The organism is Pseudoalteromonas sp. Scap06 (assembly GCF_013394165.1).
Lineage (GTDB): Bacteria > Pseudomonadota > Gammaproteobacteria > Enterobacterales > Alteromonadaceae > Pseudoalteromonas.
In genome coordinates this window covers 2494554-2509320 of sequence record NZ_CP041330.1, presented here as the reverse complement: position 1 = coordinate 2509320, position 14767 = coordinate 2494554, and the positions used below count along the sequence as shown (strand labels likewise).

Annotated in this window: 16 protein-coding genes and 1 tRNA gene; all 17 read left to right on the top strand. The window is 38.4% G+C overall.

Going from position 1 to position 14767, the window contains the following annotated elements; genetic code table 11:
• Window positions 1-47 precede the first annotated feature (47 nt).
• The 17 genes from FLM47_RS11690 (at window position 48) to FLM47_RS18905 (ending at window position 14669) form a co-directional block, all read left to right on the top strand.
• Window positions 48-857, top strand: a complete 810-nt coding sequence (locus tag FLM47_RS11690; RefSeq protein WP_138608136.1) for a sulfite exporter TauE/SafE family protein — start codon at window positions 48-50, stop codon at window positions 855-857.
• 12 nt (window positions 858-869) lie between these two features.
• Window positions 870-1673 carry a prolipoprotein diacylglyceryl transferase gene (gene lgt, locus FLM47_RS11685; protein ID WP_055013228.1) on the top strand — a complete coding sequence of 268 codons (804 nt, stop codon included), beginning with the start codon at window positions 870-872 and terminating at the stop codon, window positions 1671-1673.
• A 13-nt stretch (window positions 1674-1686) separates the two neighbouring features.
• Complete coding sequence (locus FLM47_RS11680) at window positions 1687-2538, top strand: thymidylate synthase (RefSeq protein ID WP_178956442.1); 852 nt, start codon at window positions 1687-1689, stop codon at window positions 2536-2538.
• A gap of 17 nt (window positions 2539-2555) precedes the next feature.
• Window positions 2556-3434, top strand: a complete 879-nt coding sequence (gene galU / locus FLM47_RS11675) for a UTP--glucose-1-phosphate uridylyltransferase GalU (RefSeq protein ID WP_138608132.1) — start codon at window positions 2556-2558, stop codon at window positions 3432-3434.
• Window positions 3435-3709: 275 nt separating this feature from the next.
• Window positions 3710-4561 carry an SPOR domain-containing protein gene (locus tag FLM47_RS11670; protein WP_178956441.1) on the top strand — a complete coding sequence of 284 codons (852 nt, stop codon included), beginning with the start codon at window positions 3710-3712 and terminating at the stop codon, window positions 4559-4561.
• Window positions 4562-4626: 65 nt separating this feature from the next.
• Complete coding sequence (locus tag FLM47_RS11665; RefSeq protein ID WP_178956440.1) at window positions 4627-5223, top strand: SPOR domain-containing protein; 597 nt, start codon at window positions 4627-4629, stop codon at window positions 5221-5223.
• A 137-nt stretch (window positions 5224-5360) separates the two neighbouring features.
• Window positions 5361-5951 carry a DUF4402 domain-containing protein gene (locus tag FLM47_RS11660; protein WP_138608128.1) on the top strand — a complete coding sequence of 197 codons (591 nt, stop codon included), beginning with the start codon at window positions 5361-5363 and terminating at the stop codon, window positions 5949-5951.
• A 39-nt stretch (window positions 5952-5990) separates the two neighbouring features.
• On the top strand, window positions 5991-6440 hold the full coding sequence (locus FLM47_RS11655) for a DUF4402 domain-containing protein (RefSeq protein ID WP_178956439.1): 450 nt from the start codon (window positions 5991-5993) through the stop codon (window positions 6438-6440).
• A 21-nt stretch (window positions 6441-6461) separates the two neighbouring features.
• Window positions 6462-7286, top strand: coding sequence for a molecular chaperone (locus FLM47_RS11650; RefSeq protein ID WP_178956438.1), 825 nt, complete (start codon window positions 6462-6464; stop codon window positions 7284-7286).
• Between the two features lie 33 nt (window positions 7287-7319).
• Window positions 7320-10280 (top strand): hypothetical protein, encoded by a 2961-nt coding sequence (locus tag FLM47_RS11645; protein WP_256729716.1) that lies wholly within the window; start codon window positions 7320-7322, stop codon window positions 10278-10280.
• A gap of 18 nt (window positions 10281-10298) precedes the next feature.
• Window positions 10299-10958, top strand: a complete 660-nt coding sequence (locus FLM47_RS11640; protein ID WP_178956436.1) for an SPOR domain-containing protein — start codon at window positions 10299-10301, stop codon at window positions 10956-10958.
• Window positions 10959-11025: 67 nt separating this feature from the next.
• Window positions 11026-11619 carry a FlgO family outer membrane protein gene (locus FLM47_RS11635; RefSeq protein WP_138608118.1) on the top strand — a complete coding sequence of 198 codons (594 nt, stop codon included), beginning with the start codon at window positions 11026-11028 and terminating at the stop codon, window positions 11617-11619.
• A gap of 12 nt (window positions 11620-11631) precedes the next feature.
• On the top strand, window positions 11632-12309 hold the full coding sequence (locus tag FLM47_RS11630) for a FlgO family outer membrane protein (RefSeq protein ID WP_178956435.1): 678 nt from the start codon (window positions 11632-11634) through the stop codon (window positions 12307-12309).
• Between the two features lie 8 nt (window positions 12310-12317).
• Window positions 12318-12995 (top strand): FlgO family outer membrane protein, encoded by a 678-nt coding sequence (locus FLM47_RS11625; RefSeq protein ID WP_138608116.1) that lies wholly within the window; start codon window positions 12318-12320, stop codon window positions 12993-12995.
• A 102-nt stretch (window positions 12996-13097) separates the two neighbouring features.
• A tRNA-Arg gene (locus FLM47_RS11620) sits at window positions 13098-13172 on the top strand.
• A gap of 362 nt (window positions 13173-13534) precedes the next feature.
• Window positions 13535-14563, top strand: coding sequence for a hypothetical protein (locus FLM47_RS11615; RefSeq protein ID WP_178956434.1), 1029 nt, complete (start codon window positions 13535-13537; stop codon window positions 14561-14563).
• The gene (locus tag FLM47_RS18905; RefSeq protein ID WP_256729715.1) at window positions 14544-14669 is read left to right on the top strand and encodes a hypothetical protein; all 126 of its coding nucleotides are present in this window, start codon (window positions 14544-14546) and stop codon (window positions 14667-14669) included. The genes FLM47_RS11615 and FLM47_RS18905 overlap by 20 nt, the downstream gene beginning before the upstream one ends.
• The last annotated feature ends 98 nt before the right edge of the window (window positions 14670-14767 follow it).

The window sequence follows — 14767 nt, the reverse complement described above, 5'->3', positions numbered from 1 at the left end:
TATAATCAATTAAAATATACATATAATTAAATGTATTAGAGATAACTATGTATGAACTAGGACTTCTAGTTGCAAGTTGTGCGCTGTTAGGTTGCATTGTTGGTTTTTTAGCAGGGCTACTAGGCATAGGCGGTGGTTTAATTATTGTGCCAGTGCTAAGTAGTTTGTTACTTAGTTTTGACGTGGCCGCTGCCGATCATGTGTTAGTTATCGCTATTGCAACATCGTTAGCCTCTATTTTATTTACTTCCACTTCTTCAGCGTTAGCTCATCATAAAAATGATAATGTGCCTTGGGAAATTGCACCTTGGGTTATGTCGGGCGTGGCCGTTGGCGCATTAATTAGTGGCTTTGCTGCCAGCTTTATCCCTGAGAAAATGTTAAGAACGGTGTTTGCGGTCAGTGTGGTTTTTATTGCGATGAGAATGGTACTTTCTGCTCGAAATAAAGTGAACGCAGAACACCCTTTACCTGCAGGCCCCGTACTGGGAGGTATTAGTGCGGTAATGGGCTCACTGTCTGGGTTAATTGGCATTGGTGGCGGTGCATTACTTGTGCCTATGTTGCATTATTTTTCGGTTGATATTAAAAAGGCAATTGGTTGCGCTGCTGCATGTGGTATTGTAATTGCCTTTTTTGGCTCTATCGGTTACATCAGCGCTGGTTGGTATGTAACGGACTTAACGCATGGTTTTATGGGGTTTGTATATTTACCCGCTTTATTTGGGATTGTTATTACCTCATGGTTTATAGCGCCTATAGGGGCTAAGGCAACACATTACTTACCTGTGAATACAATTAAGAAAGTTTTCGCGATGTTACTGGTTTTCATCGCTATTAAAATGGTTTTTAGCTAAAGGTTTATTTTTATGGCACTGGAGTTTCCTCAAATTGATCCAATAATATTTTCTGTTGGACCACTTAGCGTTCGTTGGTATGGGTTAATGTACTTAATTGGTTTTGCGTTTGCGATGTGGTTTGCTAATCGTCAAGCGAAGAAACCAGGGTCGGGTTGGACTAAAGACGAAGTCAGTGATTTACTCTTTTACGGCATGCTGGGCGTTATATTAGGTGGGCGTGTTGGATATGTTCTGTTTTATCAATTTAGTTACTTCATTGAAAACCCCTTGTATTTATTTAGAATCGATCAAGGTGGCATGTCGTTTCATGGCGGCACACTTGGGGTGATCACTGCGATTGCTATTTTTGCTTACAAGCGTAAAAAGTCGTTATTGCAAGTTGGTGATTTTGTAGCACCTTTAGTGCCTGTTGGTTTACTTGCTGGGCGTATAGGTAACTTTATTAACGGCGAATTATGGGGCCGTACTACCGATGTTCCTTGGGCAATGGTGTTTCCAACTGGAGGCCCGCTTGCACGCCACCCATCACAACTTTATGAAGCTTTTTTTGAAGGGCTGGTATTGTTTGTCATATTATTGTGGTTTATAAAGCGTCCTCGTCCTGCGGGAAGTGTGTCGGGTTTGTTTTTACTAGGTTACGGCGTATTTAGGTTTGGTATTGAGTATTTTCGCCAACCAGATGCACAACTGGGGTTATTTGCCGACTTCATTTCAATGGGGCAAATCCTATCGTTACCTATGATCATTGGCGGGTTAGGCTTACTTATTTGGGCCTATAAACAACCACAATCGCAAACAGCGGCAAAAGTTTAAAAGAAGAAGTTAGATGAAACAATATTTAGAATTATGTCAGCGTATTGTTGACCAAGGACAGTGGGTTGAAAATAAACGCACCGGTACACGTTGTTTAACGGTTATAAACGCTGATTTAGAATACGATGTGGCGAATAATCAGTTTCCTATGATCACTACTCGAAAGAGCTATTACAAAGCGGCTATTGCTGAGTTGTTAGGGTATTTAAGAGGGTACGACAGTGCTGAGCAGTTTCGTAATATAGGCTGTAAAACATGGGATGCTAATGCCAATGAAAATAATGCTTGGCTCAATAACCCTAACCGTAAAGGTGAGGACGATATGGGGCGCGTTTACGGCGTTCAAGGTCGTGGCTGGCAACGCCCTGATGGTTCAACACTGGATCAACTGGCAAAGGTCATCAATAATTTAAAAAATGGCATAGATGATCGCGGCGAAATTATTACATTTTATAACCCCGGTGAGTTTGAACTTGGTTGCTTGCGCCCATGCATGCATACACATACCTTTTCGTTATTAGGTGATACTCTGTATTTAACCTCATATCAACGCAGTTGTGATGTTCCGCTAGGACTTAATTTTAACCAAATTCAATGTTTTGTATTACTTGCATTAGTTGCGCAAATTACCGGCCTTAAAGCGGGTAAGGCATACCATAAAATCACCAATGCCCATATTTATGAAAATCAGCTCGATTTAATGCGAGATGTGCAATTAAAGCGTGAGCCATTTGCTTCTCCCCAATTAAAAATCAACCCAGAGATTAAGTCACTCGAAGACATTGAAACATGGGTAACACGTGATGACTTTGAGGTGGTTGGCTATCAATGCCATGAAGCGATTCAGTACCCATTTTCAGTTTAAAAAATAAGGAGAGCATAATGAAAGCAGTGATCCCTGTAGCGGGCCTTGGAACACGAATGTTGCCGGCCACTAAAGCAATTCCAAAAGAAATGCTGCCAGTTGTAGACCGTCCACTTATTCAATACGTTGTTAGCGAAGCCGTTGCCGCTGGCATTAAAGAGATAGTGTTAGTAACGCATTCGAGTAAAAATTCAATTGAAAACCACTTCGATACTAGCTTTGAGCTTGAGGCAACGTTAGAGAAGCGTGTAAAGCGGCAATTACTTGCCGAAATACAGTCTATTTGCCCTAAGGACGTGACGATTATTCATGTGCGTCAAGGTGAGGCGAAAGGGTTAGGCCACGCTATTAACTGTGCTGCCCCTATTATAGGGGATGAACCTTTTGTAGTTATTTTACCCGACGTTATTATCGATGAAGTGGAAAGTGATTTAACAAAAGATAATTTAGCGGAAATGATCACTCGTTTTGAGCAAAGTAAACACAGCCAAATTATGGTTGAACCAGTACCTAAAGATCAAGTAGATAAATTTGGTGTTGTTGATTTAGGTGATGTTGAGTTAAACCAAGGTGAGAGCTCACCCATTAAGAGCATGGTAGAAAAACCACCTGTTGACGAGGCACCTTCAAACCTTGCTGTGGTTGGTCGTTACGTGTTGAGCAAAAATATTTGGCCATTATTAGCTAAAACACCACAAGGTGCAGGTGATGAGATTCAGCTGACTGATGCAATTGCGATGCTTATGCAAGATGAAAAAGTAGACGCTTATGCTATTAAAGGCCGAAGCCATGACTGTGGTAGTAAAGTTGGTTATTTGAAGGCGACGATAGAATTTGCTTTGCGCCGTGATGAATTTGCTGATGAGCTTAAAACCTTTATTAAAACATTAATTTAAATAAACTTATCATTATTCAAAGCGCCTACATGGCGCTTTTTTTGATTGTAAAATCGCTTTTACAGACATTTAATTATAACTATTTTTGCAGTTATACAGACAGATTTGAGTTTGTAATGTAATCTTTATGTTAACTAAAGTTGTTTTGTAGTTAACGTGCTTTATTAAGCCAATCGCAAATTGGCTCAACTTAGCGGTCGAAACTGTTGAAAGAGAAACAATCAATGTGTGAATACAGCATAAAGTATCACCGATATTTAGTTATAGCTTTACTTATGTTAATAGGGAGTGGCTGTACGATATCGCATGATAAAACCTCATTAAATGAAAGGGTTAAAGATTCACCCGAATATGTAACTATCACCGCAGTTGAACTTGCACAGCTAAAAGATGCCGCTTTGCAATGGCAAAAAGCACGTTCTGGTATAGAGAGACTATTAAAGTTAGAACGTGAGCTTACATATTTAGTTGATAATTTAGATATTATTAACAGTAAAGCAATAGCGAAATCTAACCAAGCTGTTAGCAATCGCTATGCTCGCTCATCAATTAATGCTAATACCTCGCCAGACCTCAGGCATGGTAATAACTACGCAAGCACGTCAGATAACGTTGAACGACCGAGACAAAGATATAGTAACCGTTATGTAAAACCGACTGGTAGGGACGCTCTAAAAAATCAGCGATATAGCAGCCGCTATGCTAGTGTTCCTACAAAAATAATTACAGCTCCTTCAAAAAGCTACAGTAAACGAACTGCTCGCTCGCCAGTGAAAGCGATTAGTTCTAGGGTGAACAAAAAGATTGCCTCTAAAATATCGATGGCAACAAAAGTGGCAATGGTAGATAAAAACAAAAAAGTATTTGCCTTACAGGTAGCGTCCCTTGATTCAGAAGAAAGTGTTGCTAAAGAGTGGAAGCACATTAACAAAAAAGCAGCGCCTTTGTTTAAGGATAAAATCACGACAAACATTGAAAAAGCAAAAGTTAATAACAAAACCTATTATCGATTAAAATTAGGTGAGTATTTTAACTTTAAAAGTGCTGAGGATGATTGTGAGGTATTTAAATTCTATAAAGTTGATTGCTTTGTGAGTAACTACACTGACAAACCAATTAGATTATAAATTATTTATTTGGCGCTTTTATTGCATAATAGCTAGAGCTCGTTTTTTGTAATAGGTGCTTTAAAGTGAAACTTCGTTTAATAATATTACTAATACCATTTGCATTAGCTGGTTGTAGCAACCAGCTAATGCCCGCCGACTCACAAAGCGACAAGCTTGTGCGTGAAAAAGATATAAAACCTTACTTAGAGCAATGGGATAACAACAAAGAGCAGATAGCGCGTTTAAGCACCATGGAAGAGGACTTATCATTACTGATTCAAGCTCTTTCTGCACAAACAGATATTGATACTGTACCTGAGCCATTGAAAGAGAAGGTAAAACGTGTTGAATATGGCTCTAAGCAATCTTTACAACTCTCCTCAGAAACTGCCTTAACCGATAACACTATCAGTACAAACAAAGCAATGTACGGTGTTCAAATTGGACGTTATTTAGTTTCTAATGGAGCCAAAAGACAAGTGGAGCGACTAAAAGAGCAATATCCCCAATTGAGCAGTATTTTGCAATACCGTATCAATGAGCAACAAAAAGAATCAACTACGCTTTATAGTGTTGTAGCAGGCCCGCTAAAAAGTCAACAGCAAGCAGCGCAATTGTGTTTGTTTTTTTACAAAATAGGTAATAAGTGTACCTTAGCGACATTTTCAGAGGATGTTTAAGGTTTTTTTAGGCTTATTTTTTCATCCTGTTATTATAAATCAAAATAAAGTAAATATTTTCTAACTTTTTAGTGATTTTGGCCGATACTTAACATAACCTGACTAACAGGTTTATACTTTATGTCTAAGGGAAAACTATGAACAAAATATTTACTAAAGCAGCGTTAGCTGCATCAATGACTGTTCTTTCTTTCGGTGCGGCTGCAGAAACTGCTTCTTTTCAAGCGGGTGTTACAGTTCAAAACGCATTCACCTTTACGAATGATGCACCACTAGATTTTGGTACAATCAGGGCTTCAGGTGATTTAACTGGGACGGAGACTGCAACATTAGTATTAGCCGCAAACCCTGCTACTGCTCCTACAACGGCTTCTACAGATGCAACCGCAGCTGAAATTGCAATTTTAGTAGCAGGTACACCAGCCTCATTCTCAATTTCAGGTGTGTCTCCTTTTGGTACATTGACCATTACAAATCCGACTGAAACTGCGATTGCGCCTGATACAGCACCTGCGGGCACTGCTGCATTTACTTTGGGCACTCCAACGTATTATGTGTTAACTGGTGCGACGCCTAACAGTGCAGCTACAACGACTATTCAGGTCGATTCAGCTGGCGAAGCAACTTTTAATTTTGGTGCAACATTAACCACAACAGCGGTTACTGCAACTAGTGATTATATCGATGGATCATACAGTGGCACGTTTACATTAGAATTAAATTACTAATGGGCAAAGCCTGCTTTATTGTATAAAGCAGGCTACTTTATGAAATTAATTTTACTCATACTAGCAGCTTTTTTAACTACTGATTTATACGCACAAGTTACACCGCTTGAGCAATTGGATTTTGGTAAAATTGTTATCAGTGATAACCAAAGTGTTAGCTCTATGACCTTGTTGCCCAGTAACACAAATACTTTAACCAATAAGATATATTTACTTGAAAAAGGCCATGCAGCCGAATTGTTGCTTGAAGGATATCCTGCACGTATCCAGGTAAACGTGAGTGACTTTGTAAGTGATCAGCCCCTAAATAACATTTTTGGTGGCGCGCCACTGATTTTAAATCAACTCATTTATAATGCGACCATTACAACCGATACCACAGGAACTGCTTTATTGAGAGTAGGAGGGCAATTAAGTACCTCAGGTGACGGAAATACTTATAAAGATGGTATCTTTGATACTACAATTGAAGTGACGCTAAATTATTAGACAACTAGAGATGTTGATAAAATGACAATAATAAAAACTTTTTTTATCTTAGTAAGCTTTATCTTAACTAGCTTCCATTCTTATGCAAACTTACTTATTTCCCCAACAAGAGTAAATTTTGATGAGCGTCAGCGTGTTGCTAAAGTCATTGTTGTTAATAACTCTAATGAAGCAAAAACTTATAGATTGGAGTGGCAAGACAAAGTTGCACTAGCTGGCGGAGGGTATGCTAATTTAGCGGCTGATCAAGAAAGTTCAGCTTCACTTAAAAATATGGTTAGGATTAGCCCATCGCAAGTTAGATTAGCGCCAGGAGAAAGGCAGATTGTTAAGCTTGCTATTCGAAAGCCAAAAGGTTTACTAGAACAGGAATACCGATCTCACCTAGCATTTAAAGCACTCCCTAATGAAACTCAAATCCAGCAACAGAGACTTGGTATTAATTTGAAATTACTATTAAGTTACACTATCCCTGTTATTTTGCGTAAAGGCGCTGAAATACCTAATGTTAATATTAGCAATTTACAGCTTATACACAGCCCAGAAAAAAAAGCGCTTGAGATTGAAATTAAGCGAGAAGGGGGCTTTAGCTCTTTTGGCAAGTTAGAAGTTTTCTTTAAGCAAAAAGGAATGGATACAGAGAAAAAGATCGCCATGTTAAACGATTTTAGTATTTACCCTGAGCTAAAAACAACAACGGCGACGATACCAATTTTTGTAGATCAAAACATCCCGAAAGATGGCGAAATTCGCGTAATTTATACAGGGCTTAAAGAATATCGCGATACTATTTTTAGTGAAAAGCTTGCGCCAATTAATAATGCAATTATCGGTAATTTGAAATAGGCGATGTATTACTTTAAGCGTTTAAAGTGGTTGTTGATCATTTTTTTATCAATTGACCCCTTATTAGCAGCAGAGCCTGACACTCAGGCCATTCTTGCTAGCATAAAAAAAATAGATAAAAAATGGCAGCAATACAACACTGATCAAGCTGTAAATGAAAGAACAGAGCCTGAGCTTAATGTGCAGCAAGGTGAGGGCATCCCCGAAGGGGAGTTATTATTTTTTTCATCGTTCGTGAAAAAAAATTACCTGGGTGAAATGCTCGGGGTGAAAAGTAAAACCGGTGTATTAATAGATTTATTAAGTTTTTCAGAAAGCCTGGATTTTGCTATCGATATAAATAGCGATGACCTTATTGCTCAAGGCTGGTTTATTCGTGAAGATAATCAGTTTTATCTAGACCTAAATACAAATACAGTACAAATTAACGGCGCTAGATATTCATTTAACAGCCAACAAGCTTATGCTGATAACGGCGATATGTTTGTTGATAGTAACTTGCTAGCGCAGTGGTTTTCGTTAGATATTGATATTGAATATTCAGCACTTGAGCTAAATGTAAGCTCCCCCACCAAATTGCCTATAGAATTAAAACGCGAAAGAGAGCAGCGAGAAACTGTAACTAATAGAGAGTCACGTCAAGCAATATTACCTTGGAAGGCCAGTCCATACAGTGCAATTTCATCTCCTCTTGCTGATGTGCAGCTTAGTGCAACCAAGAGTAATAGGGATTCAGCGATAGGGTACTCTGTATTAGGGTCAAATGACTTAGCCTATTTTAATGCTCAGTATTTTTTTGCAGGGCGAAAACAAGATTTACTATCAGATTCAAGATTATCATTTAGCCGTCAAAGTAAAGATGCACGGTTATTAGGTCCCTTAAATGCGACAACTGTTCAATTTGGAGATGTATTAGCAACTCAAATCGGTAAACAATTTAATAGTAGTTACGCCAGAGGAATAAAAGTTGATAACAAACCACTTTTTAAACAGGTTAATAGTAATCAAATTAATTTAACGGGTGCTATTCAACCAGGGTGGGATGTTGAGTTATACCGTAATGATGTACTGCTAGCGCAGCAGTTTAGTTTAGCTGATGGGCGTTATTTATTTGAAGATATTGATTTATTGTTTGGCGCTAATAATTTTGAGCTGATTTTTTATGGTCCACAAGGGCAAGTAGAGCGAAAAACAGAGCAATACTTTATAGATGGTAATAGTTTATCAGCAGATGAATCGTTTTATGAGTTGTCAATTACTGAGCAAGGTGAACAGTTATTCAATCAGTCACTTTATTCGACACAAGGTAAAGGTTGGCAGCTAGCAGGCCGTTATGAAACGGGAATAACTGATTATTTATCGGTTTATGCTGGTACATCAATATTAAATAGTAATTCGAGTGATAATGTTAACAATTATGCTTTTGGTTCGAACCTAAGTATATTTGATAAAGTATTACTTAATCTAGATTATGAAAAAAATAATAACGATGAAGATAAGCTAGAGGTAGCTGCTAGAGGTGAGTTAATTGGTCAATCGGTACGGTTAAGCCTGTCTCAAAACAATGAAAAGATAACTGATGATTCGCAGACAGCGAAAGTTGAAAGTTATCAATTATATACGGCAGGAAAGTTGTTTGATAAATCGTTTGGAAGCTTAAGCTATCAAAATACGCTCGCATATAACAGCAGAGAATTTAGCGACTCATATCTAAGTGTTGATAATACCTTATCGTATAATTTAGGTGGCACCGTTGTTAGTAACAACTTAATTTGGCGAAAATTTGATTCTTTAGATGATGCAACAACACTTGGCAGCATGCGTCTTCAACATCGATTTGGTAAAACATACACTCGTTTTAGTGTTGACTATAGCGCAGACTCCGGTTCGACTATACTGGGTTACCAAGCAGAATTAAGCCGTAGTTTATCTCAGAATTTACAATCTGAATTCACACTAAGAAACTCCCGTATAAATGATTTAGTTTCTATGGAACTGGGTCTAAATTGGCAAAGCGATAGTTTTAGCTTAAATAGCACAATGAGTTACGACGATGATGATAATTGGCGGCTAGGTTTATTTAGTCGCTTTAGTATTGGTTTTGATGCGAACACTGACGAGTACTTTTTAAGTAAAAGAAGCCTCGCAAACTCTGGCACTTTAATGGTTAGAGTCTTTCTTGATTCAAATAATAACAATATTCAAGATGACGGAGAAAAGGGAATTGAAGGCGTTAAGGTAAAAGGAGTTCAAAACTATCGCCGAGCTGTAACCAACGAAAATGGTTTAGCAATACTTAAAGGAATGCCAGCAAATAGAACCACCGACATAGTGATAGAGCCAGGTAGTATTAGTGAGCCTTTTTTAGTTGCCGCCAACGATGGCTTTTCAATTACACCTCGTGCCGGTTTTGTTGAATATATGGAGATCTCGCTTAATAACAGCAGTGAATTAGAGGGAACTGTTTACAAACAAGATGAGCAAGGCAGCACTGAAGTACAGCCTTTTGCTACCGTAAAATTACTCGACAAACAAGGCAAGCAAGTGGCACAAACGCAGGCTGCTTATGATGGTTATTATTTGTTTACCGATTTACGCCCTGGCGAATATAAAGCGGTTATAGATGATGAATTTAAGCAACGTAAGTCTTTAAAAGATACGCAACAGGTGGTGGTTAAGTTACCAGCGCAAGGTGAAGTAGTAATGGGCGTTGACTTTGAGCTTAAAGAAAAAACACAAACTCCAGCGTATATTGCTAATGCGGGTGGGTTTTCATCATTGCCAATTATGAAAGCGTATTATCAATTAATTAAACGTCATTTAAATGAGCAATCAAAGCGTGATGCTTTTTATATTAAAGACGAAAAACAAAAACGGTATATTTTAGCCGTCGCTTATGCCGAGTCTGCGCAAGGGGAGCTTGAACAAGTATGTGCAGAATTAAAAGTAAAAGGCTTGAACTGCCAAGTCCAAGCGCAACTTATTAGCCACTAATAACAATAAGGTTTAACCATGCAATATGCTAATTTATATAAACGCTACTCAATACTAATTGCCTGTATTGCTGCTCTTTTTATATCAGGATGCAGTACCACCAAAACTGCAGAATCTCCTCAGCCAATGCAAGCGAGTGCCAATCTTTCTGAGGCAGAGTTGGCGCAGCTAAAAGCATCGTCTCAGCAGTGGCAAGCAGCCAAAGCAGGTGTTGAACGTTTATTAGTGATTGAACAAGACTTAAAGTTATTAATAAGCCAATTAAATGCAGTGGCAAAACAAAGCTCTGCATCAACAAATACGCCTGCAGTATCAACAGCTAAAGCTTCGGCTGAAACGGTAGCACCAACAAAAGTTGCAAAAAAAGCTAAAGTAGCAACGAATACAGCTGACGAAAAACAAGCCGTTAAAGCCTTATTTGCCTTGCAAGTTGCAGCCGTTACCGACAAAGAGCGACTTAGCCAAAGTTTAAATCAAATAAAAGCCAGCGCATCTTCGTTATTTCAGGGCGAATTCGTGGCGAATGTAGAAACTATTAACGTGAGTGGCATGACTTACTACCGTTTAAAGCTTGGGGCTTATCAAAATCAAGCGAATGCGGCTGCCGATTGCGATAAACTTAAACAGCGCCAAATCAATTGCATTGTGAGCCATTACACCCAACAGCCATTAAAATAAATATGCATCTAGGGTATTAGGCATAATAATTGCTTTGTAACTATTATGTTTTTAGAGGATGGCAACTATGCGCCTTTTGTTACCCTTACTATTATTAAATTTAGCGGGCTGTAGCTTAACACCCCAGCCAAAGCCGAGTATAAGCACTGATGCGCCTAAAGCGGTCATGGCACCTTATACGCTTAACCAGTACGTAAATAGCTTGAGCGCCCAGCTTAGCCATATCAAAGAGCCTTTTAAAAGCACCGCTTCAATCGCGGTCAGCAGCTTTTATTTAGCCAATGCTTTGGATTCACAAATTGCTCAAGGGCAGGGTTCAGGGCTTAGTCAGCAAGTTCAAGAAAGCTTAATAACCCAATTTACTCAGTTAGGGTACAACACGGTTGAATATCGGCTTGAAAACCAGCTTAACTTATCAGCGAGCGCTGATTCAGTGTTAAGCCGCAGCACGAGTAACTTAAAGCAGCGTCAGATTATTGACTTTGTGATCACTGGTACTTTAACCCGTCAAGAACATGCTTATATTGTTAATGCTCGCATGGTAAATATGCAAACTAATCAGATTGTATCTGCCGCAAGTACTGAAATTCCCATCAATGTGATGTGGAGTAATGAAAAAATACAGCAGCGCGGTGACTATATTTACCGCAGTGAATATTAATTAGGAGCACACATGAAACGCCTACTATTAACTTTATGTTTGCCACTGGGCTTTGGTTGTTCACAAATGACAAACCATAGTGACACGCAAATTACCGACGATGCGCCTATGTTTTTTGAGCAACGCCCTGTAGCTGCACCAACAAATACAGATTCGCTTTATCAAAATAAAGCCGCAGTGATGAATAAAAACAAACAAGTAAATACGCCAACCCGTAAAAATATTAATCACTATGTGCGTGGCATCATGCAAGATATGGCTGAAAACTTACAGTACGTAAATACTAAAACGCCATTGGCAGTATCAAGCTTTGTTTTTTTAGACCGTGACTACAACAATGCTGACTTAGTAGGTAACCAAATAGCAGAGAGCTTTATGCACGAACTGCATAATTTTGGTGTGCCGGTCATTGATTTTAAAACCACCGATTATATGCGTGTAACCCCTGGTGGCGATTTTGTTTTTAGCCGCGACTACTTAGAGCTTAACCAAGAACAAAACTTTAGTTACGTATTAGCGGGTACGCTAGTAAATCACCAAGGCGGCATATTAGTAAATGCACGAATTGTTGGTTTAGCGAGTAAAGCGGTTGTAGGCTCTGTACAGGGCTTTATTCCGCAATCAGTTATTGATGCGCTAAATAGCAGTAACAGTGCTGATGGCATTATGCTTAAACAAGCGAGTAAGTGAGGTTTACCATGGTTAACTTAGTTAAGCGCTCTGCTTTAATTGGTATAAGTGCATTATCACTATTACTTTCAGGCTGTAATTTAATGGGCGAGTCGACCGCGACCGAGCCCGCCAAATCTGAGCCAGAGCAAACAGTGGTAAGCAATCTTGATTTTAACCAGATCATGGCGCAAATGCAGCAAAATGACGAGCAAGAACAATACGCCGATACAACGCAGTTTAACCCAAACAAGCACCATAAAAGCTTAGTTAACTACGTAGAGCAAATGGCACTTGATTTAACCGACACCATGCAAGTAGCCCCGCAAGATGCAGCGATTGCAGTCACGTCGTTCGTTGATTTAGACGCAAGTTTAACTACAGCAAGCCAGTTAGGTAATCAGTTATCAGAAACCTTTATACACCAGCTACAAAAGTTTGGTTATAGCGCGGTTGATTTTAAAACAGCCAATTTAATTACCGTTAATGAACAAGGCGACTTTGCATTCACCCGCAACACTCGCAAGCTTGCAGGTACGAATATAGCCAGCCATGTTTTATCGGGTACATTAATTTACCGTGCAGATGGGGTTGTTATTAACGCTCGCGTAATAAATATTGAAAATAAGCGCCTTGCCGCCAGCAGTCGAACATTTATACCGCTTTACGTATTAAATAAAGAAGATATATATTTATCAAGCAATTAACTTACTTTGATACTTGATATAAAAAACCAGATACCGTTATAATTTTTGTAAGCTGTAAGCTGTAAGCTGTAAGCTGTAAGCTGTAAGCTGTAAGCTCGATGTGGCCTCTTAGTTAAATGGATATAGCGGCCCCCTCCTAAGGGGCAGTTGCAGGTTCGATTCCTGCAGGGGCTACCAATAAAATCAATGGGTTACGAGCACCTCCTGTTGTGAAGTTTATTTTTTATAGCGCATTTATAGCAATCTAAATTGAATTATTATAATTTTAGAGAGGCTATTTATACCTTCTTAATACCCCCGATAATTTTGTATCGTGATTTAATTTATAAGCATCTAATAAATGCAAAAGTAGCTGGTTGAGCTCATCTGCACAGATGTAAAGTTAATAGTTTTTTCTACTTGAAGGCTTATAGTCTTATTTAGTTTATTGGAATTTATAAGCCTTTGATGCATAATTGTCCGTTATGGTATTTTTTTAATGGATATGAGCATAATAACCGAGGATTGGTAATTCGAATGAACAATAGTGTATTCAAATTATGAAAGTAGTTATCTTATCAGGTGCAGGACTTTCTGTTCCTTCGGGTTTACCTTTATATGAAAACATCAAAGAAACTCCTGAGTATAAACAGTTTCAAGTAGCTGATGAATCTGAATTATTGAAGTTAATTGAGGCTATTGGCTACAGATACGCGACATTTATGCCAAATCAAGCTCACTTTGAATGTAAGTACCTTGAGACATACTGTGATTCTATTGGTGTAGAGTTTAAACACTACACACTTAATATTGATGATTTAATCGAAAAGTCAGGTGGAAGTGCTATACATATACACGGCTCTATAGCTGAACCAAATAGTATTGTTAGTTTTAAAGATATTCCAAGCATAGATCTTTTTGAATTAAAATGGGAACAAAATGATATTTTAATTGTGTTGGGTGTCAGTAATACAGGTTTTCCATTAGCTGCTATCGAAGACAATGTACTTGCAAGTGGAGCAAGGTTTTTAAACTACAATGTGATGCCCAATAATGAAACAAGTACTGACACGGTTCTAGGTGATGTTGTAGATACTTTTAGAGCTCTAGATCATAATAATTTGCCACAGGTTGAGTTCATCGAAGTTGATTTAGGCTATACTGTAAGCCAGCTCGAATGTAATATCATGGGTGATGAGTACATAGTATATATACTTCCCTCGACTGAAAGCGATTTTAGTGCAGAAAGACTTGAAGAAACTGAATCATTAATAGGGATGGAACTCGACGAAAATTGCTATGAGATTAAGTTTGATCTTAAATCTAATATTGAAAATGAAACTCCATTTGAGCGACCAAAGGAACCTGCTACAAGAAAGCAACTAAACTTGCTAGGTAGGGTTATTTCAGGGTTAATATTATCTCATTCTATAGATAACGGGGCTACAGCTTACACTGCGTCAGCCGCAGACAAAAGACTTGTCTCATTTTACAATTTGCTTGCAAATCGGTATGTTGATCGACTAGAATATGAGCCATGGTGTGGTTTTGGTAATGACGGAGTAGATTATGCGTTCAAAAAGAAATGAAGTGACTAATCAACGTAAAGTTGAAGCTATGCGTAAGCTATCAAAAGCTTGTAATATTGCGATTAAAGCTGGTAAAGCAAAAAAAGCGATCCTGAACCCACAATAAATTAATAGCTTTATATTTATCTTAAAAAAACTGACTCTTATGTCAGTTTTTTGTTTTTAAATATCGAAAAATTATTCTTATATGTGTCTAGGTCTAGA